General features: G+C 42.1%; 18 protein-coding genes. 5 read left to right on the forward strand and 13 right to left on the reverse strand.

The features are described from left to right. Positions 1 to 492 precede the first annotated feature (492 nt). Positions 493 to 933, forward strand: coding sequence for a Crp/Fnr family transcriptional regulator (locus RMX98_RS01235; RefSeq protein ID WP_069074674.1), 441 nt, complete (start codon positions 493 to 495; stop codon positions 931 to 933). A 399-nt stretch (positions 934 to 1,332) separates the two neighbouring features. On the opposite strand, the gene psb35 is transcribed toward RMX98_RS01235, so the two are convergent. Further along, positions 1,333 to 1,560, reverse strand: a complete 228-nt coding sequence (gene psb35, locus RMX98_RS01240) for a photosystem II assembly protein Psb35 (RefSeq protein ID WP_322674798.1) — start codon at positions 1,558 to 1,560, stop codon at positions 1,333 to 1,335. Between the two features lie 277 nt (positions 1,561 to 1,837). Then, the gene (locus RMX98_RS01245) at positions 1,838 to 4,231 is read right to left on the reverse strand and encodes a transglycosylase domain-containing protein (RefSeq protein WP_409880730.1); all 2,394 of its coding nucleotides are present in this window, start codon (positions 4,229 to 4,231) and stop codon (positions 1,838 to 1,840) included. A 278-nt stretch (positions 4,232 to 4,509) separates the two neighbouring features. On the opposite strand from RMX98_RS01245, the gene folK reads away from it, so the two are divergent. The 3 genes from folK to RMX98_RS01260 all read left to right on the forward strand — a co-directional run bounded on the left by folK (position 4,510) and on the right by RMX98_RS01260 (position 6,495). Then, on the forward strand, positions 4,510 to 5,025 hold the full coding sequence (gene folK / locus RMX98_RS01250; protein WP_322680720.1) for a 2-amino-4-hydroxy-6-hydroxymethyldihydropteridine diphosphokinase: 516 nt from the start codon (positions 4,510 to 4,512) through the stop codon (positions 5,023 to 5,025). A 68-nt stretch (positions 5,026 to 5,093) separates the two neighbouring features. Then, positions 5,094 to 5,642 (forward strand): NUDIX hydrolase, encoded by a 549-nt coding sequence (locus RMX98_RS01255; protein WP_322680692.1) that lies wholly within the window; start codon positions 5,094 to 5,096, stop codon positions 5,640 to 5,642. Positions 5,643 to 5,649: 7 nt separating this feature from the next. Beyond that, on the forward strand, positions 5,650 to 6,495 hold the full coding sequence (locus tag RMX98_RS01260; protein WP_322680691.1) for an ADP-ribosylglycohydrolase family protein: 846 nt from the start codon (positions 5,650 to 5,652) through the stop codon (positions 6,493 to 6,495). 38 nt (positions 6,496 to 6,533) lie between these two features. Here the strand turns inward: RMX98_RS01260 and RMX98_RS01265 are convergent, their stop codons facing one another. The 4 genes from RMX98_RS01265 to RMX98_RS01280 form a co-directional block, all read right to left on the reverse strand. Beyond that, positions 6,534 to 8,261, reverse strand: a complete 1,728-nt coding sequence (locus RMX98_RS01265) for a ShlB/FhaC/HecB family hemolysin secretion/activation protein (protein ID WP_322680690.1) — start codon at positions 8,259 to 8,261, stop codon at positions 6,534 to 6,536. Between the two features lie 356 nt (positions 8,262 to 8,617). Continuing rightward, a complete protein-coding gene (locus RMX98_RS01270; RefSeq protein ID WP_322680689.1) occupies positions 8,618 to 9,172 on the reverse strand; it encodes a hypothetical protein in 555 nt (184 codons plus the stop codon). Positions 9,173 to 9,423: 251 nt separating this feature from the next. Beyond that, the gene (locus RMX98_RS01275) at positions 9,424 to 13,236 is read right to left on the reverse strand and encodes a filamentous hemagglutinin N-terminal domain-containing protein (RefSeq protein WP_322680688.1); all 3,813 of its coding nucleotides are present in this window, start codon (positions 13,234 to 13,236) and stop codon (positions 9,424 to 9,426) included. 236 nt (positions 13,237 to 13,472) lie between these two features. Continuing rightward, entirely contained in the window at positions 13,473 to 14,237 is a 765-nt protein-coding gene (locus RMX98_RS01280) for a methyltransferase domain-containing protein (RefSeq protein WP_322680687.1), read from the reverse strand. 251 nt (positions 14,238 to 14,488) lie between these two features. On the opposite strand from RMX98_RS01280, the gene hisC reads away from it, so the two are divergent. Next, entirely contained in the window at positions 14,489 to 15,589 is a 1,101-nt protein-coding gene (hisC, locus tag RMX98_RS01285) for a histidinol-phosphate transaminase (RefSeq protein ID WP_322680686.1), read from the forward strand. Here the strand turns inward: hisC and RMX98_RS01290 are convergent. From RMX98_RS01290 to RMX98_RS01320, 7 genes are all read right to left on the reverse strand, one after another. After that, the gene (locus tag RMX98_RS01290) at positions 15,579 to 16,139 is read right to left on the reverse strand and encodes a GNAT family N-acetyltransferase (protein ID WP_322680685.1); all 561 of its coding nucleotides are present in this window, start codon (positions 16,137 to 16,139) and stop codon (positions 15,579 to 15,581) included. The two genes, hisC and RMX98_RS01290, sit on opposite strands and share 11 nt — an antisense overlap. A gap of 296 nt (positions 16,140 to 16,435) precedes the next feature. Further along, positions 16,436 to 17,251 carry a class I SAM-dependent methyltransferase gene (locus tag RMX98_RS01295; protein ID WP_322680684.1) on the reverse strand — a complete coding sequence of 272 codons (816 nt, stop codon included), beginning with the start codon at positions 17,249 to 17,251 and terminating at the stop codon, positions 16,436 to 16,438. A gap of 53 nt (positions 17,252 to 17,304) precedes the next feature. Continuing rightward, positions 17,305 to 17,868: an NUDIX hydrolase gene (locus tag RMX98_RS01300; protein ID WP_322680683.1), complete on the reverse strand. Its 564-nt coding sequence runs from the start codon at positions 17,866 to 17,868 to the stop codon at positions 17,305 to 17,307. Between the two features lie 39 nt (positions 17,869 to 17,907). After that, the gene (locus RMX98_RS01305; RefSeq protein ID WP_322680682.1) at positions 17,908 to 18,486 is read right to left on the reverse strand and encodes an O-methyltransferase; all 579 of its coding nucleotides are present in this window, start codon (positions 18,484 to 18,486) and stop codon (positions 17,908 to 17,910) included. Positions 18,487 to 18,488: 2 nt separating this feature from the next. Continuing rightward, positions 18,489 to 19,214, reverse strand: a complete 726-nt coding sequence (locus RMX98_RS01310) for a hypothetical protein (protein ID WP_322680681.1) — start codon at positions 19,212 to 19,214, stop codon at positions 18,489 to 18,491. Positions 19,215 to 19,272: 58 nt separating this feature from the next. Beyond that, entirely contained in the window at positions 19,273 to 19,659 is a 387-nt protein-coding gene (gene hpxZ / locus RMX98_RS01315) for an oxalurate catabolism protein HpxZ (RefSeq protein ID WP_322653636.1), read from the reverse strand. A gap of 68 nt (positions 19,660 to 19,727) precedes the next feature. Further along, a complete protein-coding gene (locus RMX98_RS01320) occupies positions 19,728 to 20,981 on the reverse strand; it encodes an MFS transporter (protein ID WP_322680680.1) in 1,254 nt (417 codons plus the stop codon). Between the last annotated feature and the right edge of the window lie 21 nt (positions 20,982 to 21,002).

A 21,002-nucleotide genomic window follows, 5' to 3' on the forward strand; every position in this document is an offset into this window, starting at 1 on the left:
TTCGGCTATGCGTTATCTACATCTTTCTTTACAATCTTAAAACCCTTGACAAATTCGCTTTTAATCTTCTCGCTAAAACTGCGTTTTTATTGAGAATGAACAACAAACGAATCAGAGTTATAACAACCTGAGTCAAGACTCTCGCAAATGTTAAGAAAGATCCGGGTAATGGATAGGCTCTTCGGGAGGGGAGACAAAGCGTAGGTTTGGCGGGGGTGGGGTGATTCGGGTTTAATAAGCAATCAAGCGAACATGATATAACCTTTTCCCTAAACTAAATTCTGAGTTCAAAATGCACAAAATGAGTAGTATTGAATACTGAGCTATTGTTTGAGAAACTTCTATGCGATCCTCTTATTGAAGAGAACCCTTGTCAGATGATAAAGGCTCGGATATCCTTGACGGCTAGCATTCAACATCGGTAATATGACTAATTGCCCTCTGACTTCAGTTTTTAGATGTTCAGTAATGTTGGACTTTTAAATTGTAATTATGCTAACCAGTGTTGACCGTTTATTATTTGTCCGGCGAGTCCCGATTTTTAAGGAATTGCGGGATGATTTTATTGTGCGGCTCACTTCAGTGATGAACGAATTGTCATTCCCAGCTAATTACACCATCTTTCGACAGGGAGAAGAAGGGCGATCGCTCTATATTGTCGTCTCCGGTCGAGTTAAAGTTCACATTGGGAATAAACAGTTGGCAGAGGTGGAACAGGGAAAATATTTTGGTGAGATGGCAGTATTCGATACTCAACCTCGATCTGCCACTGCCACGACTCTAGAACCTTGTGAATTTTTAGAACTGACGCAAGAGCAACTATATGATGCGATCGAAGAAACTCCCGAAATTGCGGTGAATATCATTCGTGAGTTATCCCGTCTGATTCGCAGATTGAACGACGATATGAATGTAACCTCTTTGCGTAGTTAATAATCAAGTCATTGCCGAAACCCAACAACGCTTTAACTTATCCACACTACACGCATCGGTGAATGAGTACAATCTTGCCTCCCGTAAAGTGGTCGAGAGGCTTGGGTTCCACTTGCACAAAATCAATCGCAATGCAGAGTTTGTTAAAGGCAAACCTTCTGATGAACTGATTTACCGCTTGACCTTTTGAGGTTCTTCTTCTGAAACGTAGGTTTCCATAATGAAAATTTTTCTAATACTTTATTACAGCAGTTTTCGTGAGAAATATGATTTAAAAACAATGTATAGACGTAGCAGTGCTACGTCTATACAAGGGTTTTAGATAATGTAAAATGTGGTTCAAAATAAATGAAAACTGCTGTAAGTTTGATTATTAAACTCAGCACTGATCACTGCTTATTACTTAGGTTCACCCACACCCGGAGTTTCTTCTTTATCAACTTTAGGTACAAAATCAGGACGTTCTTTGCTTTCCCAACCTGCTGGGCGTTTCGAGTTGTACCAAGCTATTGAGCCAATGGTGACAGCAGCAACAAAACCAACGACATACACCAAGGTAAAAGCAACAGGAAAATGAGGGGCAGCATCTATAGCTGGTGCTGCTGTTTGCATAAATAATAAATTCATGAGTATATTCTCCACAGTTAGGTAACACTATTGAACACCCTATAAGATGAGCGTATCACCTAACATCCCTCTGTAGTTTAGTTTGAGCAACTTCATATTGCATAAAAAAGTGCAGAAAGCGAGGGAGATGAGGGGGCAGGGGGGCAAGGGAGCAGGGGACAGGAGACAGGAGACAGGAGACAGGGGACAGGGGACAGAGGACAGGAAGCAAGGGAGGAGAGTTTTCTCCTCTGCCCTTCCGCCCCTCTGCCTCTTTCCTATGCCCAATACCTAATTCTCAGTCTTTAGGAGGTCTAAGTCTATCCCGCCAGGATGGCTGTGGTGACGAAGAATCTGAAGAACCTGAAGAACCTGAATTATTTGCCGGAGAAGACTCTCGCCGAGTTCTTCGAGGCGGGGGAGAATCAGATTCTACTCTTCTAGAACGCCGTCGGGGAGTAGATGATTCCTCAGAAGAGTTATTGGAAGTTGATTCGCTGCGATCGCGCCTTCTCCGTCTTGGGGTATAATCGCTTGATTGCTGTTCTTCTTGAGAATAGCTTCTCCTTCTTCTACGTCTTCTAGATGAACCACTCTCTTCAGAATTAGAATTTCTCACACTTTCCCCATCTGAGTCATCATCATCAGAGGCAATAGAACGATTTAGCACTTGTTTGGGTTTGATGGATTGAGCTTTGATAGTGCCTTTGCGACCTTCTAACTTGGGCCGTTTGGGAAACTTTTCTACAGGCATCCCCTCTGCGGCTTTTTCCATAAATTCGTGCCAGGTGTAAGCCGCACTACCACTACTGCCGTCTGTGGGGCGGTTATCATCGTTACCTAGCCAGACTCCTGTCACCATCTGGGGAATGTAGCCAATAAACCATAAATCGCGGGCTTCGTCGGAGGTGCCGGTTTTGCCAGCAACTGGTCTATTACCTAATTGAGCAGCAGCACCAGTGCCTTCTTCTACGACGTTGCGTAGCATCCAAGTCATGATGGCGGCGCTATCAGCATCAAGGGCCCGTTGTGGCTTGAAATTAGCTGACCAGATCACTTTGCCTTGGCGGTTGAGGATGCGGGTAATACCATGAGGTTCTGTGTGCAATCCCTGAGTTGCAAAACTACCATAAGCGCTAGTCAACTCTAGCAGATTGACTTCATTTGAGCCGAGTGCTAAGGAATAGGTGGGCTTGAGTTCAGATTTTATTCCCATATCATGGGCAAGTTTAATCGTGGGCGTAAATCCGACATCAATCAACACTTTCACCGCAATAATATTAACAGAGCGGGTGAGAGCATCTCTCATGTTCATTGAACCGCGAAACCTTTCACTATAGTTTTTCGGTTCATAGCCGTCTACAACAAAGGGCGCATCTTCGTAGCTATCGTAGGGGCTTTTACCGGTAGCGATCGCAGTAGCGTATACAAACCCTTTAAATGTCGATCCTGGCTGCCGTTGTGCCTGGGTAACTCGATTAAACTGGTTTTTACCAAAGTCTTTGCCCCCAACCATTGCCTTAATTTCACCGTTTCGGGGGTCAATGGCTACCATTGCTGCTTGCTTAAAGTTCTCCCAGCGTCCTTGATTTCGCAGTGTTTTGGCGACTGCTTCTTCTGCCACCTTCTGCCAAGCCGGGTTGAGCGTCGTTTCTACTACTAGACCCCCACTTTTTAGCACATTAGGAGAAACGTACTTCGGCAATTCTTTTTGGATGTAGCTGGTAAAGTAGGGTGATTCTACTTGGACTCGTTTGGGTAAACTGCTTTTGAGCGTTAATGGCTCCTGAACTGCTGCCTGCCTTTGCTCTGGTGTAATTACTTTATCTTCTTGCATCCGTAGCAATACTAAGTCCCGCCGCCGTTTTGCGGCTTCGGGATTTTTGTCTGGAGCATATAAGCTCGGAGCCGGAGCTAATCCAGCAATCGTTGCCATTTCCGCGAGGGAAAGTTGATCTGGCGTTTTACTAAAGTATACCCAGGCGGCATCTGCCACACCGTAAGCTCCAGATCCCAAATAAACCAGATTTAAGTAACGCTCTAGAATCTGATCTTTGGTCAATTCTTGCTCCATTTTTTGGGCTAGGCGGACTTCCTTGAGTTTGCGCCAGATTGTCTGCTCTTGTTTCAAAAAGAGAATCCGCGTTAGCTGTTGGGTGATGGTGCTACCACCTTCTACCACACCTTGCGATCGCAAATTATTCAAACCTGCTCTGACAATTCCTTGCGGATCGACTCCGTTGTGTTGCCTAAATCTTCTATCTTCTGAGGCGATGAAAGCTTTTTTTAAATTATCTGGTATTTGATCCAGCTTTAGCTGTTCTCTAGTCGCTTCACCTTGTTGTTGTAATATAGTGCCATCAGCAGCTTTAACGGTCAGTGTTTGCTCTCTAAGCACGACATTCAACTCGGACTGATCTGGCAAAGTCCGGTCTATTAAACTGACGCCGTAGATCAAGGCAGCTATCCCACCACCTACACTCAAGCCTGCCCAAAACCAGAAGCGGCGATAGAGTGGCTTACCGCCAGTTGCCCGATTGGCTCTAATCCTAGATGGTAAAATTTTCATTTTGCTCAGTAACTGCCTCGTTTGCGCCAGATATGCTGGTGGTAAGCTCTCATTCGTTCCTCCTTGTCCAGAGTCACTCAAATTAATTGGTCTTCGCTTGAACCAGGAGGTAAGCTTCCCCACGTCAGTTCCTCGCTCCAACAAGTAGTAAGCAACTATATAACCACCATTAATCAACTTTGGAGAATATAGCACTACTATTGTGTTAGTATAATATCCTATAAATAATTAACTAAATTCTTCATAAAGTAATGTTTTTTATATTTTGTTAATTTAGTTTTGTAAAAATACTGCAATTTTGATAATTACTAGAAATCTAAAAGCTATTGACATTTCCTGAAATAGATGCAGCAAAGTATCCGCAAAGACAAGCTGAAAACGGCTTACTTCAGGAGAGTGTGATGCCTACAAAAGGATACGGCGAAGCCAAACCCAGACGAACTGCCCTTGCTCTTGGTAGTAATATCGGCGATTCCCAGACAATTTTAGAAGCAGCTGTAGAGATTTTAGCCCAAACGCCAGGTATTCTCTTAGAAGCGAAATCCAATTGGTATCAAACCAAAGCTGTGGGGCCACCACAGCCAGATTACCTAAATGGCTGCGTCACATTGCAGGTAGAAATACTACCCCAGCACTTATTAGAAATTTTGTTAGGAATTGAACACAGATTTGGGCGTGTGCGTCAGGAACGCTGGGGGCCACGCGTTCTAGATTTAGATTTGTTATTATATGATGACATTATTTTAGATACACCAAATCTCCAGATTCCCCATCCACGAATGCGGGATCGCGCCTTTGTGTTAGTACCACTGGCAGAAATTGCCCCAGATTGGGTAGAACCAGTTTCCGGGTGTGTTATTAAAGAACTGCTGAAAGAGGTAGACTGTTCTGATGTACATTTATGGATGGGCAATTAAAATTACCATCCTTAAAGGTAGAAGAACGCTGATTTTGCCTCTGTATTCACAGATAATCAGATTTTACTATGCCATTAGGTAGAGAATTACCACAACTATTAAGACAACGCCTGTTTTATAAAGGACGCAAGTTTGATTTTGAAGTCAATCGCTTGCGTTTGCCGAATAAATCAGAAGGAGAATGGGAATGTATTCGTCACCCTGGTGGTGCCCTAGCTGTGCCAGTGACACCAGAGGGCAAACTTATACTGGTGCGCCAGTATCGTTTTGCAATTCAGGGACGGATATTAGAATTTCCGGCGGGAACTGTGGAAGCAAATGAAGAGCCTTTAGAAACAATACAGCGTGAAATCGAAGAAGAAACTGGCTATAGTGCCCAAAAATGGGACAAACTAGGCGAATTTTTCCTAGCTCCTGGCTATTCTGATGAAATTATCTATGCTTTTCTGGCGCGAGATTTAGAAAAGCTGGAGACACCGCCACCACAAGATGGAGACGAGGATATCGAAACTGTGTTTTTGACTCCCGAAGAGTTAGAAAAGGCTATTCTGGAGGGAGAGCCGGTAGACGCTAAATCAGTTTCCAGCTTTTTTCTGGCGCGTCCGTTTTTAATTTAATACCCTTATGCTGCTAGAGTTAGCGATTGCAGATGCCTACGGTGCAGGCTTTGAATATGCAGACGAGATGATCGTTAACAATGATTTGAGTCGATACGTTGAACATCCGCGTTTTCGACTCAATCCTGGCAGCTATACTGACGATACCCAGATGAGTATTGCCATTGCGGAAGTGATTGTCGCTCAAACACCGTGGACACCAGAAGTTTTAGCCGATAGTTTTGTTAGAGCCTTCAAACGCGATGAGAGAGAAGGTTATTCTCGAAATTTCTACCATTTTCTGAGAGAAATTCAGGATGGGGAAGAGTTTTTAACGAAAATTAACCCTGATAGTGACAAAAGCGGTGGAGCGATGCGTGCAACACCTATTGGCATCTATCCGACACCAGAAAAAGTGATTGAGGCAGCAACAATTCAAGCAGCAATTACTCACAATACACCCGATGGGATCAATGCTGCCGTTGCTGCTGCCTTAATGTCACATTATTTTATCTATCGACTGGGAGAAAAACGCAAATTAGGACAGTTTCTCAAAGGTTATGTATCTGGGGAATGGTCTAAACCGTGGGAAGGGAAGGTGAAGTCTAAAGGCTGGATGAGTGTCAGAGCAGCGATTACTGCGGTGATGCGAAATGACACTATGAGCGAACTTTTACAAGATTGTATTGCTTTTACCGGGGATGTGGATACAGTAGCTGCGATCGCCTTAGCTGCTGGTTCTTGTAGCGAGGAAATTAGACAAGACATCCCCAATCATCTTGTCACAGGCTTAGAAAATGGAGCTTACGGTAGAGATTATCTCATCGAGTTGGATAAGCAGTTAATGAGTTTGGTGGGTAAAAATATCAGCTAAATCTATATGCCTACCTACTCAGTCTAGAAATCTTGCTTTTAAAAAGGCTGATATCGTACTGAAAAATTAAAGCCGTTATCTTGCAGTGAACTACCGCGATCGCTTGTTCCCATTAATGGTATACCATAGTCTGCACGCAATACCAAACCGTTAAAAGGTTGCCAATTTAAGCCCAACCCCAAGCTGGCAATAGTTTGCGGGTCGGCATTAATACCGCGATTATTCCAAGCTGTACCGATGTCAAAAAATGGTATTAGCTGTAATGTCTCTATACTCGATGCCAGAGGAATCCGAACTTCTACACCTCCAACTACCCCATTGTCAGCAACAATTTGATTTTGACCATAACCGCGCACTGTATCAACTCCCCCAATGCTAATTTTTTCTAACGAAAGCAAGGAATCGGGAGTAAGTTGAGTGTTAACTTTAGCCAGCATCAAAATCCGGGGAGATAGCCGTTGTACCCATTGAAATTGTCCCACCCAAGAGAAAAAACGCCCATCAGTACCGCTATCGTTGATGGTTGCATCAAAGGCATCAATCCCAAAACTAAATTGCGATCGCGCCGCTAAGACACTGTTAGCATTACGTTGTAACCAATCTTGCGTAAAGCGGATTACCGTAACTCTTGATTCCCCATTTTCGGGCCCTTCGGTAAAGGAGAAGGGGATATCATTGAGTATGTAGGTTTGACTGCGCCGTAAATCGAAGGCTAAACCAAGAGCAAATTCCCTGTTTGGCGTGTGGATTAGCGGTTGACGGACGTTAAAAGAAAGAGTTTCGGCTTCGCTGCGGATATTTAAGTCCCGAAATTCGCTTTCAATAATGCGGCTAGCACTGTTGCTGTAGCGGACACCAATGGTTCCATCTAGGGCGTTAAAGGGAATAGAATAATTGATATTGTAAATGTCTAAACCTTCAGTAGCACCATATTCGGCACTAAATTGATCTCCCAACCCTAATAAATTATCGTGAGCAATAAAAACGCTCCCTTGTTCTGAGCCTACGCTAGTTGATTGGTTATTTGCAAAAGTAACCCCAAGATGGAATGGTGGCGCTTCGGTAATTGTCACCTGTAAAATATTATTTCCGGGAGTGCTACCTGCGGTTAACTCGGCATTAACTCGTTGAATCACCGGGTCTAGTTGTAATAATTGTAGCGCTTGTTCGAGACTTTTTTGATTTAAAGGCTTACCTGCAAGCCGTTCAATCCGGGAACGCACATATCCAGGTTGCAATCTTTGTAACCCTAAAATGGAAATTCCTTCGAGTTCGCCTTCCACAACTTGGATTTGCACGATACCGCTAGCGACATTTTGATTGTTGGAAATAAATGCACCACTAGTGATATAGCCATGATCAACATAGAGTTTAGTGATTTGCGATCGCAGTTGCAATAACTGCTCAAATGTGATTTCTTTATTTTCTAAAGGCTGTTTTAACTTAATGATTTCATCTTCTAAAACAGAATAGCCTCTAACTTGAATTTCTTTGACAAAAAAACTTTCACCGCTAGGAAAGTTGTTATCGGGTAGATTTTCCTGTGGGGGTGATGGAAGTATAGGGACAGTTGGTGTAGGTGGTGTGGGTGGAACAGTTGGTGTAGGTAATGGTTGAGGTTGAGTTTCTTCGACTTTCCCTGGTGTATCGGGGGGAATTGTAACTCCCGATGGGGGTGTCGATTGTGCAAATGCTGCAAGTGGAGTAATGCTGATGCAGGAAAGTAATATGAAAAAAAGCTTTTGAAACTGAAGGTAGGAACCCATTGCTTATTTACGATTTTGAAGGGTGATTATTTGTCATTGGTAAGGGTTTTAGATATATTTATGCTGCGTAATACACATCTATTTATTTCCACTATCTGACTTAGCGATCGCATTACTAATTAGATATTTATCAAGTATTATCACTTCAATTAAAATACCATGATGGGTTGCTTGATGATTGCACCTTTATGCAATCATCAAGATCCAATTTGACCATTCTAATATTTAGCACTTACGTATTGATAAATAAGACAATAAATGCATTAATAAAAAAATATATGATAGCGCAAGCGCCTATTTGTCAGTTCACTAATCACCAGGGAACTTGAAAGGCAAATAATTTGCGCCATCTTTATTTAGGATTGAGATACCATCTCTTCCACATCTACAGCCGAGCATCGTCGGAGATCATCGCAAGTATACGCTGTTAATGAACCATCTGGCTCAATAGAAAACAAAAAATTATCAGCAGCATAAGTAGGGTGCCTTGTGGAAGTTCCAGCATAGACAGGGTTATATCCTAATAAGACTAATCCTTGAGGAGAAGATTTAAGGCTAACTTGCTGGTCTATAACTTGCTTCTTATTTATCCCAGGCTCAAAATATCTAGTTCTCATCGCTCCTGAATATCCCTCCATCACCAGCACGCTTTGATAAACGATTCCATCAACGCTATATCTTAGCTTCCAACTGCCGTAAATTGGAGAATTTGCATCTACAATTTGTGCGATCGTGTATGATGAAGATTGAGAAACCTCTGGTGTTTGTAGTAAGGCATTTCTGGCATCTACTGACTTAATACCAAACAATCCAATTCCAGCTACTAAAATTGCTATGGAAGTAGTTTGTTTGAAATTCGGTAATCTCAAAGATGTTGCTAAAACAGTATTGCGAACTAGTTGAGAAAACATAATCAACCTCTAATGTGAGTTAAAAAATAACGACAATTTCATCAGCAACGGTTGATAAATTGATGATTTTTGTTGTTTTTCGATTCATTAACCGTTTCTTTAATACTCAGATTAAGGGAGATGACTAAGTAATGCATTCACCATTTATGCATATATAGTTGCATGAATTGGATGGTGCGATCGCATGATTATGCGTCCCATTTTGCAGAAAACTGCATATAGGATTTTTCCGATATGTGCAATATTACTGTTTAACAACTTCGACTCAAGATTAATTGCCCATTGGGTAATCGATATAATCCTTGTGGTTCAATTATTGGGTCGCCTTTTTTCCAAGGACGTGGTGTTGGTTCCACACTACGTACATCACCAGTTGTATAGGCTGAAATTAACACATCTCCTGGACTATTGCGTAAAGCACCGGAACCTGTAATGGTAAAAGAGTTTTCTTGTCGCTTGCTGCCGCGTGAAATGCAGCTATTAACAATGAGTGCGTTGGTATCGATCGCGTTTTGTGGTAAATCGGTTAGGCTATTTTGGATAAATGTAGTGTCGGGTAAGGAGATAACCCCAGAAACAGCACCACTGGCGTTAATGTCTACTCGATCGTTACGTTCTGTAGAAATATCAATGCTATTAGGTGCAGGGCGATAGTTCTGACCAAAAAATGCCGGAGTATTAAGAGTGATATTCCCTCCTTGGCCATCAAGAGAGAATGCCAAAATATCACTGTCGTTCAAGGCAATGATAGAGTTAGCCGTGAGTGTAATATTGCCACCCTTACCACTAGTTGCAAACGTGAAAATATCACTGTCATCTGAGCTAAAAATAGAGTCGGCTAAAAGTGTAATATTACCACCGCCTCCAGAGCCATCGGAGACATTACTTCTAATATTGCTGCTGCTATTAAGACGAATATTTTTAGCTGTAATGTTTATACTACCTCCTGAAGATTCCAAAGATTGAGTTGTAATTTCGCCATTGCTTATTTGTAAATTTCCCCCAATATTTAAGAAAATATTGCCAGCAGGTTCTTTACTAGCAGTGAGAGCATTTAACTCAGCACCATTGGTTATGAACATTGTTCCGGTGGTGATATTAATATCACCACCTTTACCTGTAGAATCAATTCCTGCAAAACTTTGTATTCCGCTAGGAAGCTCAAGTTTCCCATCGAAAGAAACAGAATCAGATGCGTGAATTTTTATATTTCCTGGCTTTCCTCTACCTATAGAAGCCGTGCTAATTAAAGCGCCATTACTAACAGACAATAACCTAGTGTCAATATTAATATTGCCACCATTACCTCCAGCCCCAGTTAAAATATCGCTAAATATACCCCCTCCGTAATCGAGAGAAATGCGATCGCGGGCTTGAATATTAATATCTGCGCCATTCCCTGTATCTCCTGAGCGCGTACCAGCAGCAATTTGTCCTCTATTCTGGGTTATTAAACGCCCAGTAGTAATATTTATTTCTCCAGCGCCGCCTGAGCCTTCATTTTCAGAACTTATTCCACTCACAAAACTTTCATTGGGTGCAGTACCAACAACTTCTACAGAGTCAGAAGCGTTAATTTGTAAGGTTCCTGCTTTGCCTAAACCAGATGTTTCCGTTTGAACTGTTCCGCCGTTTGTAACTAGTAGTTGTTTCGTATCAATACTCACATTTCCAGCATTACCAGAACCAAAACTTTTAGTGCCGATGGAAGTAGCAAAGTTACTATCTGCGGTGGTTCCAGTTACTTCTACAGAATCAGAGGCAATAATATTTAAATTACCTCCTGCACCTGAACTACCATCAAAAGTACCGCTAAAAATAGCTGCTCCATCTTGAGCGACTAAACGCTCAGTGTTGACATCAATATTTCCACTTCTGCCATATCCTGCGGTAGCAGCACTTATATATGCTTCATTTTTTAGCGATAAAAACCCTGTTTTAACGCGGATATTACCGCCATTGCTGATACTAGTTTCTCCTACACCAGCAAATATATTACTACTATCTAATTCAACTGATTTCTCTGCTTCTACTACTACATCGCCTGCATTTCCAAGTCCGTATGTACTTGAATTTAGCTCGGCATTATTGGACATTTCCAGTGCATTTGTGGAAATCCGAATATCGCCTCCCTTACCCTGCCCGCTTATTTCCTCATTCACCCCTACAGTAGTAGAGATACTGCTGTTGTTGAGAAATACGCGGTTGAGTGCTTCAATATTCACATTCCCAGCATCTCCAATGCCTGTATCAGCATCTATAATACGTGCTGTGCTAGAACTTATAAAAGCTCTATTCGATACTTCTAAAGTGTTTGTGGAAATCCGAATATCGCCAGCCTTACCTTGGATACCGAATGTACCAGTTAAGATATTACTATTATTGATTGAAGCCCGCTCGTTTGCCTGAATAGCAATATTACCCGCATCCCCTGTACCTAAAGTTCTAGCTTGTAGTTGTGCGCTGTCGGACATTTCTAAAATATTCGTAGAGATAGTAATATTTCCACCTTTACCTCTACCCCCTGGAGCAACATCACTTATAGCCCTACTTCCGAATGGGATATCAGCAGGATTATTCGTACCAGGTAAAAAGCCTCCTGCTTCAGAAGAGACACTACCTTTAAAAGAAATGCGATCCCCTGCTTCAAGTTTAATATTACCTGCATCTCCGATCCCAAAAGTGACAGTCTGCAATGTTCCCGCATTTGATACGTCTAAAACCTTTGTTGAGATGACAATATCACCTGCATTTCCTTGTGCATTTTGCTGTACACTACTAAAAATCCCACTTCTAAAACCTTCACTATCTACATTTCTACCATCAATGGCAACGCGATCGCCTGCCTGAATTAGAATATTTCCAGCGTTACCTTGTCCAAAAGTGCTAGTACTTATTTGTCCACCACTAGATAATTCTAGGGAATTAGTTGTGATGTTAATATCACCAGCTTCACCAGTGGCATTTTCAAACAATCTGTTTCCTATTACACCCCCATCTTTTAGTTGGATTACTCCTGTCGCATTCAGGGTTATGTCTCCTGCTTGGCTTTCAGGTGTCCCTATACCTTCTGCAATACCAGCAATAATTTGACTATTTCCTAAAACATTAATATTTTGAGCATTGACTGCAATATTACCGCCATCAGCCCCTTGTACCAACACAAATGCTTGATTAGTAAGTGATACATCAGCACGAGTGACATTTTCAGGAAATGTCAACTTCAAATTATCCCCATCAATGAAAAGATTTACATTTCCAGATTCCGCCAATCCTCCTAACTCAATTCTCCCACCATAAGCATTTAATTCCCCATCATTGATGTTGACGTTACCACCCACCAGCAATAAACTCTTGCCATCTGGTACTCGTAAACCAAATGTCTTTAAGCCTGCTGGATCTGTTCCTGCACGTGCAACTGAGTTATTTTGAATCGCTGCATTTTTATTAATTTGATTAAATAACAACGCCGAAGGATTCACAGTTAACAACGGTGGGGCTTCTGGATTTGTCGCACTAAAAACCCCCTGATTCCCAAACTGAATCCCGTTTGCTGTTGTCCCCACAAAAGAAGCTGGTACATCCAAGCTGGCATTTTTCCCAAACACAATACCATTGGGATTCATTAAAAACAAATTAGGATTGGAAGTGACACCAGTAGCATTGAAAATCCCAAGAGTACCAAAGATATCTGAGCGATTTTGACCTGTAACGCGAGCTATAATATTTTGGATATTGTTGCTAGGGTTTACAAAATAAACATCTCGACCTTCGCCAACATTAAACTCTTGAAAACTATGAAATAAGTTGGTTTGGCGAATCGCCCCACGATTAATCACATCCACTGGTAAACCAAAACTATCAAAAGGTACAACACCAGAACTTTCAGCGCCAAGACTATTGTCGGGGATGATTTTACTCTGAGCAAAGACAGGTTTCTCAAAAAGTGCGATACCTACGGTAAGCTCTGCTAACGCACTCATGCATCCGCTCAATGCCACTACATTTAAGCAGCAAACTAAAGTATCTTTCCAGTACACTTGAAAGTCATTGAGTAATTTCATTTTCTAGATTCAGAGGGGATCAATACTTATAGAATCATCTCATCGTATCAGTAGAAGGTTTCATACCATACATGAGTGAAATTAAGTTTGCTTAAGAAGCTGTGACTTGAAAATGTGTGGCTTTAAGTCTGTATTAGAACCAGTTACTTAAATCATATAAAATTTCATACTTCTTGATACTTAATGCCAGGGACTTTTATCAAAATCGGTCATAAATCTTTCTTTGATTGGCTAGTTTAAATACGCCCCCACATTAAAATCCGTTGATAGGGAAAAAAGAACGGACGCTCATCCTCTAGCAACTCGAACAGCTTCTGCTGATAGCGTTCCACAAATTGCTCAAACCTATGAGCATCCAGTTGGGACTCATAAGCCGTTAGCAATGTCCCGCGATACCACTCCACCACGGCTTCTCGTGAAGGCAACACATGCCCATAGATTTGAAGCTTGACTTCCTGCTGGACAAACCCCAATTTATAAAGCAGTCTGGCGTATGTTTCTGGGGGAAGTACCTCTAAGCGCCGCACATATCCTCCCAACTCTTGACTAAATTCCTTTGCAGTCTCAACTGCTATCTGATGCACTGGCTCACTATCCATAGTTGGTATTTGTACAGCAAGCTGTCCACCAGGTTGCAGTTTTGCCCGCAATTTCTCAAATAACGCCTCATGTTCCGTCAACCACTGCAATGCTGCATTAGAAAATACCACATCAAACTCCCCATCTCCTGAGTTTTCCTCAATTCGTCCTTGCTCAAACCGTAATCCGTTACCTTCAAACTGACGCGCCTTTTGCAGCATTTTTTCAGAAGCATCTATCCCTAAAGTTTCTTGTGCTGCTAATGTGTCATGCAGATACTTCGTTAACTTTCCGGTTCCACATCCTAAATCGAGAACTCGTAAGTTTTCTTGCCGATGTACCATATCTACTAAGTCGTAGAATGGACGACTTCTTTCAGCTTGAAATCGTTCGTATAGTTCTGGATTCCATTTATCTGGCATATTTTTATAATTCCTAATTCGTAATTTATAGAGGCAGATTTTTTGATATAAACGACAAAAAACGATATCGTCAGAAATTGTGGGTTGAAATTTGCTTAAAATACGCTATGAAGTGCGTAGGCGTAAGACATCCCACCCAATGCCCAATGCCCAATACTTCGGCTACGCCCTTCTCTACGAGAGGCTGCGCCAACGACTACGCGGTAGTTGAGCGTAGTCGAAACTCAGGACAAGCTCAGTACAAGTGCCCAATGACCAACTACTTTCGCTCTAATGTTGATGCAATGGCTAGCTATGTTCCCGGTGAGCAGCCTCAACGCGGTACACAGATTATTAAACTTAACAGCAATGAGAACCCATATCCTCCTTCGCCTGCGGCATTAGCTGTACTGCGGAATATTGATGGTGAATGGTTGCGGCGGTATCCAGAACCTTTTGGGGGCGAGTTCCGGGAAGCTGCAAGTCAAGTTTTAGGAGTTCCTAGTGATTGGATAATTGTCGGAAATGGTAGTGACGAATTGTTGAGTGTGCTAATTCGAGCCTGTGCAGAACCTGGTAAAAAGGTAGTTTATCCGATGCCAACTTATGTGCTATATCGCACATTAACAGAAATGCAAGCTGCGGAAATTATTGAGATACCCTACAGCGAGAACTACAGCTTACCTTTGGAAGAACTGATTGCTGCCAATGGTTCTGTGACATTTATTGCGTCGCCCAATAGTCCATCGGGGAATGTGGTGGCAACAGATGACTTGCGAAAATTAGCCAGCCAGTTATCTGGAGTTTTAGTGATTGATGAAGCATATATAGATTTTACTGAAGAGAATGCATTGGCTTTGGTAAAGGAATACGAAAACGTCATCGTGATTCGGACATTATCTAAGGGGTACTCGTTGGCAGGATTACGATTGGGTTTTGGGGTGGCGAATCCCAAACTTTTGCAGGGATTGTTTAAGGTTAAAGATAGCTATAACATTGATGCGATCGCTTGTGCAGTTGGCACGGCTGCCATCACCGACCAGGCTTATAAAAATGCTTGTGTAGCAAAGATTAAAGCATCACGAAATCAATTAGCAACAGACTTGAAACAATTAGGTTTTCATCTTTGGGATTCCCAAACTAACTTTTTACTGGCACAGCCAAGAGAAGGAAACGCAGAATATCTCTATCAAAAATTGAAGGAACGGGGAATTTTAATCCGCTACTTCAAGCAACCTGGACTAGATGATAAATTACGCATTACTGTTGGTACTGATGAACAGAATCAGGCTTTAGTAGAGGCACTAATTTATTTATTAGATACTGGAAGGGAGATAGGGAAGAGAGGATCTAAAACCTCGGCTACGCCTTGAATTTTAACTTCTCTGTTTCTGCTAAATTGCTTGTTGCAAAAAGTTTACTTTCTGAGCGCTGCACAGCATATATATAGTGCGGGATGTCGCGCCAGAGTGTTTTCTGAACAACCTTGAGGCCGTTCTTCTCAGCTACGCGCCGAGAGGGGATGTTCTCTGGGCGAATCAGGGAAATAACGCGCGGGCTACCCAGCACGTTAAAGGCGTAGTCTTGGCAAGCATACGCGGCTTCGGTGGCGTAACCCTGCATTTGTTGGTCGCGGCGGACATGATAACCAATTTCGAGTTCTCGGTGTCCCTCGACCTCTTGCCAAACCAGTCCGCAGTCGCCAATTACCTCGCCCGTTGCTTTAAGAACCATCGCCCATAAACCCACGCCATGCTGTGTGTAGCTGTGGCGATGCCGATCGATCCACTTTTGCACCATCTCGCGATCAAAGGGCTTTGGGTAGTAGCGCATTGATTCTGCATCGCCGAGAACAAGCAGTAGCGCGTCGAGGTCAGAAAGCGTCATTTCCCGCAGGAATAGGCGTTGAGTTTCCAATATCATTAGTGAATCCTCCTTTAGCCATTGTCCAGTTTATCTTTGCCTGGTACGGAGTAAGGACTTCCGTGCTTATAGGGCTTTTCAAGTAATTAGACTTCTTGGCATTTGTGGGGTAAAGGGGAAAGGATGGAATTTTCCCTTACCCTTTAACCTTTCACCTTTCCCCAACATCAAGGCAAAAGTTACTTTTGCAAGATGTCTATTGAACTAGACTAATTCGCGCGCGATCGCGATCCAAATACCTGAAAATTGCTATAAGACAACGACTAAAGTCCTTACTACAAACTTGTTTATCGCAATTAAGCCCAGTTGCGTACTACCACAATCTTGAACCTTCTTTCACCAGACAAATCGTAGTCTAAAGAGCCGTAGTGTTGCAAAGCCCAGTCTTGCAAATCTTGAATTGCACGGGCAAAGATATCATCTGGGATGTGCCAGGTATGACTATTAACTTTTTTTGTATGATATTCAAGCAATTTGCCCACAGTTACTTCGGGCTGCCATTTGGCAGCAACAACTGTTTCTAAATTCGCTCCTTGTTCGCGCAACTCACCTAAAACTTCTTCTTCTGTTGCACCATAACAGAGTAAAGGGTAATTATAGCTAGCAATGATATCTTGCCAACGTTGCTGAAAATCAAACCTACCCTGATTCATATCTTCATTAACTTTGCTGAAATTCATATTACCGTGAGTGTAGAGGTAAATTCCTCCCGGTTTGAGGACTCGACGAATTTCTGCTAGTGCTTGCTTCCAAGCTGAAATCAAGTGAAACACATGAACTGTCAACGCCACATCAAAAGAATTGTCAGCAAATGGTAGAGAAGTTGCATCTCCCTTAATTGCTGTTAATTTATGAGACACACCCTCTAGCTTTTGATGTAGTTCAGCTAACATTTTTTCAGAGATATCTACACCAGTGTAGGAATAACCTCTTTTTGCGATGGGGACAGCAATTCTACCAGTGCCGATACCTGTTTCATAGAATTTAGTTTCTGTTGTTGCTGAAACTAGATTCAGGATAAAATCTGTGATTTCTTCGGAAATCTCAGGTGGTAATCCTCGTGTTGCATCGTAGATATCAGAAACGCGATCAAATGAAATGGTTGCAGTCATTTATCTCTTATCCTTTAGTAAAAATATTGACAAAGACAACTCTAGCCAAATGATTAATAAAATTGCATCTTATCAAGTTTTTTTAAAGCAAAAAATAATGAACTAATGTGTAATGTTTGCAGTAGCATACCTTTATCAATACCTTCAACAACTTTTTTTAAAGGCAGTAAAACTACATCTATTTGTTCGGTACTGTCTAACTTTAAATCAGCTACACGTTCCACATCTGTTGTTAAAAAACAATGGGTTAAATTGGTATGAGTAGCTGGATTTGGTGATAATATACCAGTTTCAATAAAATGATTGCTAGTGTAACCAGTCTCTTCCAATAATTCGCGTTTTGCAGCTTCCACTGGTAAAACATCTTCAATCTCTATAGCACCACTGGGCAACTCTAGAATTGTTTTTTTGAGACCGTGGCGATATTGCTTTACTAAAATAACTTCCTGATTTTTGGTTAAAGCTACAACATTTACCCATGTTGGATATTCCAGAACATAATAGGGGTCAACTATTGTTCCATTAGGCATTTGGCAAGTATCAGACCTTACTGAAATCCATTTATCTTTTATTAAATGTCTAGATTTTAATACAATCCAATCAAATGAATTTTTCATATTTAAACCTCTATTTGTTTGCTTTTTACAGTAATTATTTCATTGAAGGCATGTTGCTAGAATTACTGAATTTTTTGCCGTCACGCGGATTTCTGTGGCAGCAATCCGAGGATCTTTGAGCCAAAATTCCCTGATTGGATCTGTGCGTCCCTGCCATTCTGGTGGCCAGTATTCTTCGGGTGTAAGGTCGTCTAGTAAGATGAAGCCTCCAGGTTTGAGAGCAGTTATCAATGTTTGAGGTTCTGTAAGTTTTGCCTTTCCGCCATCGGCAAATAACAAATCAAAGGGAGCGTAGGTGAGCAAGTCGCGCCAGTCGCCTTGAAGTGCGCGGACATTAGACTTATTTGCAAATAGCTGTTGCACAACTTTGGCAAACTGGCGATCGCTTTCAATAGTAATGAATGTACTATTTGGCTGTAATGCACTTACAATCCACGCTGCACCAACTCCACACCCGCTACCAATCTCGCCAATTTGACCCTGTGTGATGTGGCTGGTGAGGACATGCAACAGGCGACCAACTTCTGGGAGTGAGGATTGGGTAAACTCAAGTTGTGCAGCTAGGAATTCGGCCTGCTGCACTAATAATGGACTAGAGGCAATAGGATAAGTTGTCATGCCTACTCCTTCACCAAAACTTCTCGCAACACAACTGCTAAATCCTGCAATGCACGTTCACCATCTCCCACAAACGTTGAACCATGCATTGTCGCCAGTGTACGCGGCTTGAGAACTGCTAATTCCTGGATAATGTGATTGGTATGTGTTGTATATGGTATGTAATTGGGAAAAGGACTGGCTTCATAATTGACGATTGTTTGACGGAACCGTTCAATCACATCAGACTCAGTTATTGCTTCCACATCTCCAAACTGGTGGAAAAGGTCTGAGCAAAATAAGGTTTTATGACTAGTTTCCAAGAATAATCCTGCATCCCAACCGTGAGGAACTTGTGGTGTATGGTGAAACTGAAAACTATATTTACCAGTGTTTAAAACTTCAGCGTGTTGCATAATTTTGGATGGGCGAATTGCAAAATCATCTACACTCACAAAGGCTGCTATGGGGCTACAAACTGTCTGAGCATTTGGCGCAATGGATAGCCATTCATTTAGCGATCCACATTCATCAGCTTCAAAATGGCTAAAGCTAATCCAGCGAATTTGTGATGGATCAATAATCTTTGCCACTGCATCATGTACTAGTGAAAACATCCCCTTTAAACCCGTATGAAATAATAATGGTTCTTCATCCTTCACTAAAAACTGGATGAATTGCATATCTATTTTTGGGTCATAGGTTGAGATGCGATAGATATCTGGGGCAATTTCGGTAATGCTAGTCACGTCGCTTCGCTCCGAATTCAAAATTCAAAATTCAAAATTCAAAATTAATTTTTAAAATTCACACTGGCAATAATGAAACATGGGCTGAAACCACCTTCCAGCCTTCGGTAAACCTATACCAAGTCTGGCTTTGTCGCCCGAAACGCTCTACACCATTGATAATCCGGCGAAATTCTAATGTCACTGTTGCTGCATCTTTCCCAAAGGTGACAACCTTGAGATTCGAGATTTCTCGCTCTATTTTCGGGTTGGGTCGATTCTGACGAAAGTTACGAATTTCATCGCTACCATAGAGGTTTTCTGTGATTCCAAAGCGCACGACTTCAACCGCATCCCAAAACAAGCTATCCATCACCTCCAAATTGTTATTAGAAAGGGCTTCTTCGTATTTGAGGTACAAATCGGTTACTTCAGCTACAACAGCAGGGTCATTTATAGTAGTCATTGTTGTTACCAATTTTTGATGTTATGGCTGATTATGCACTCTTTTAAATCGTCAGAGCTATTTTTCTTTTAAGCTCCTCCAGTACGTAAATTCAGACGAACCAGATCGCGGAAGATGGAGATTTGCTGCATAAAGAAAATTGAGCCTGCAATACAAATACTTGCACCAAGGATGACAGTATTGCTACTACCAATTTTGCTTGCTAGTGCGCCAGCTATTAAGTTGCCGATAGCAAATGCGCCTGTAGATGCCATAACGTAAAGACCTGTAATTTGCCCGCGATTTTCATCGCTCACCAACAACTGAAGCAAAGTGCGTCCGGCAATTATCTGCAAAATAAAGCTGAAACCAGCTGCTAATAATGAGAACAGCGAAAGCCAGAATACACGGGATAGGGCAAAGATAATTAAGCTTATTCCCATAAAACCTATACCCAATGCTAGAACTTTACCCGATTCCAGTACATTGCTATGCTTAGTTAAATAAATACCACCTGCTAAGGTTCCCAAACTGGAAGCTGTCATCAAGAAGCCGAAGATGTTAGGGCCACCTTGCAAAATTTCCTTGGCAAAAATCGGCCCCAAAGCTAAATAAAATCCCCACACGCAGCAGACTAAAGCCGAACCAATCAAAACTGAGCGAATTGGCAAAAACCCGAAAGCGTAGTTAAAACTAGTTTTCAATTCTTCTAAGGGTTTCCGTGTGGAAATAACGACTTTTTTGGGGGCAAGGTGCATTGCTAGGAGGGCAATAATTACGGCAATGTAACTGATAGTATCAATTAGGAAACAAGCGCCTGAACCAATGGCCGCAATTAACAAGCCTGCGATCGCAGGCCCAACCATAAGTGAAACGCTGACAAGGGAGGAGTACAAGGCGATCGCATTACCAAGATTTTCTTTACTGACCGTTTCCGGTAGAAATGCTTGTCGGGTGGGAATATCGAAGGCGTTAATTATCCCTTGCAGTACACCAAGAAGTACAATGTGCCAGACGTTAATAGTACCGCTCAGAGCCAGCCATGTCAGAGCCAAAGACTGAAGCATTCCCAAAATCTGGGCGACAAGCAGAATGCGATGGCGGTTGGTGCGATCGGCAATGATTCCACCCAGAGGAATCAATAGAAGTGTGGGGATTTGGCTGGCAAAGCCCACTAGACCTAGTAACCAAGCGGAATCGGTGAGGCGATATACTAACCAACTAGTAGCCACTTGAGTCATTGACGTACCAATTAGAGAAATTGCCTGACCTGTGTAGTACAGGCGAAAATTTCTAGAACTAAAAGCACGCAGCATGACCTGTGATTTGTTTGATGCTTCCATACATCACCCCTGAGTAGTTCC

The organism is Nostoc sp. DedQUE02 (assembly GCF_034531035.1).
In the GTDB taxonomy this organism is placed as follows: domain Bacteria; phylum Cyanobacteriota; class Cyanobacteriia; order Cyanobacteriales; family Nostocaceae; genus Nostoc.

Bases quoted from the DNA above. Each gene is read 5' to 3' on its own strand.
- RMX98_RS01235 (WP_069074674.1), top strand. From the start codon at position 493: ATGCTAACCAGTGTTGACCGTTTATTATTTGTCCGGCGAGTCCCGATT.
- psb35 (WP_322674798.1), bottom strand. From the start codon at position 1,560: ATGAATTTATTATTTATGCAAACAGCAGCACCAGCTATAGATGCTGCC.
- folK (WP_322680720.1), top strand. From the start codon at position 4,510: ATGCCTACAAAAGGATACGGCGAAGCCAAACCCAGACGAACTGCCCTT.
- RMX98_RS01255 (WP_322680692.1), top strand. From the start codon at position 5,094: ATGCCATTAGGTAGAGAATTACCACAACTATTAAGACAACGCCTGTTT.
- RMX98_RS01260 (WP_322680691.1), top strand. From the start codon at position 5,650: ATGCTGCTAGAGTTAGCGATTGCAGATGCCTACGGTGCAGGCTTTGAA.
- RMX98_RS01265 (WP_322680690.1), bottom strand. From the start codon at position 8,261: ATGGGTTCCTACCTTCAGTTTCAAAAGCTTTTTTTCATATTACTTTCC.
- RMX98_RS01270 (WP_322680689.1), bottom strand. From the start codon at position 9,172: ATGTTTTCTCAACTAGTTCGCAATACTGTTTTAGCAACATCTTTGAGA.
- RMX98_RS01275 (WP_322680688.1), bottom strand. From the start codon at position 13,236: ATGAAATTACTCAATGACTTTCAAGTGTACTGGAAAGATACTTTAGTT.
- RMX98_RS01280 (WP_322680687.1), bottom strand. From the start codon at position 14,237: ATGCCAGATAAATGGAATCCAGAACTATACGAACGATTTCAAGCTGAA.
- hisC (WP_322680686.1), top strand. From the start codon at position 14,489: ATGACCAACTACTTTCGCTCTAATGTTGATGCAATGGCTAGCTATGTT.
- RMX98_RS01290 (WP_322680685.1), bottom strand. From the start codon at position 16,139: ATGATATTGGAAACTCAACGCCTATTCCTGCGGGAAATGACGCTTTCT.
- RMX98_RS01295 (WP_322680684.1), bottom strand. From the start codon at position 17,251: ATGACTGCAACCATTTCATTTGATCGCGTTTCTGATATCTACGATGCA.
- RMX98_RS01300 (WP_322680683.1), bottom strand. From the start codon at position 17,868: ATGAAAAATTCATTTGATTGGATTGTATTAAAATCTAGACATTTAATA.
- RMX98_RS01305 (WP_322680682.1), bottom strand. From the start codon at position 18,486: ATGACAACTTATCCTATTGCCTCTAGTCCATTATTAGTGCAGCAGGCC.
- hpxZ (WP_322653636.1), bottom strand. From the start codon at position 19,659: ATGACTACTATAAATGACCCTGCTGTTGTAGCTGAAGTAACCGATTTG.
- RMX98_RS01320 (WP_322680680.1), bottom strand. From the start codon at position 20,981: ATGGAAGCATCAAACAAATCACAGGTCATGCTGCGTGCTTTTAGTTCT.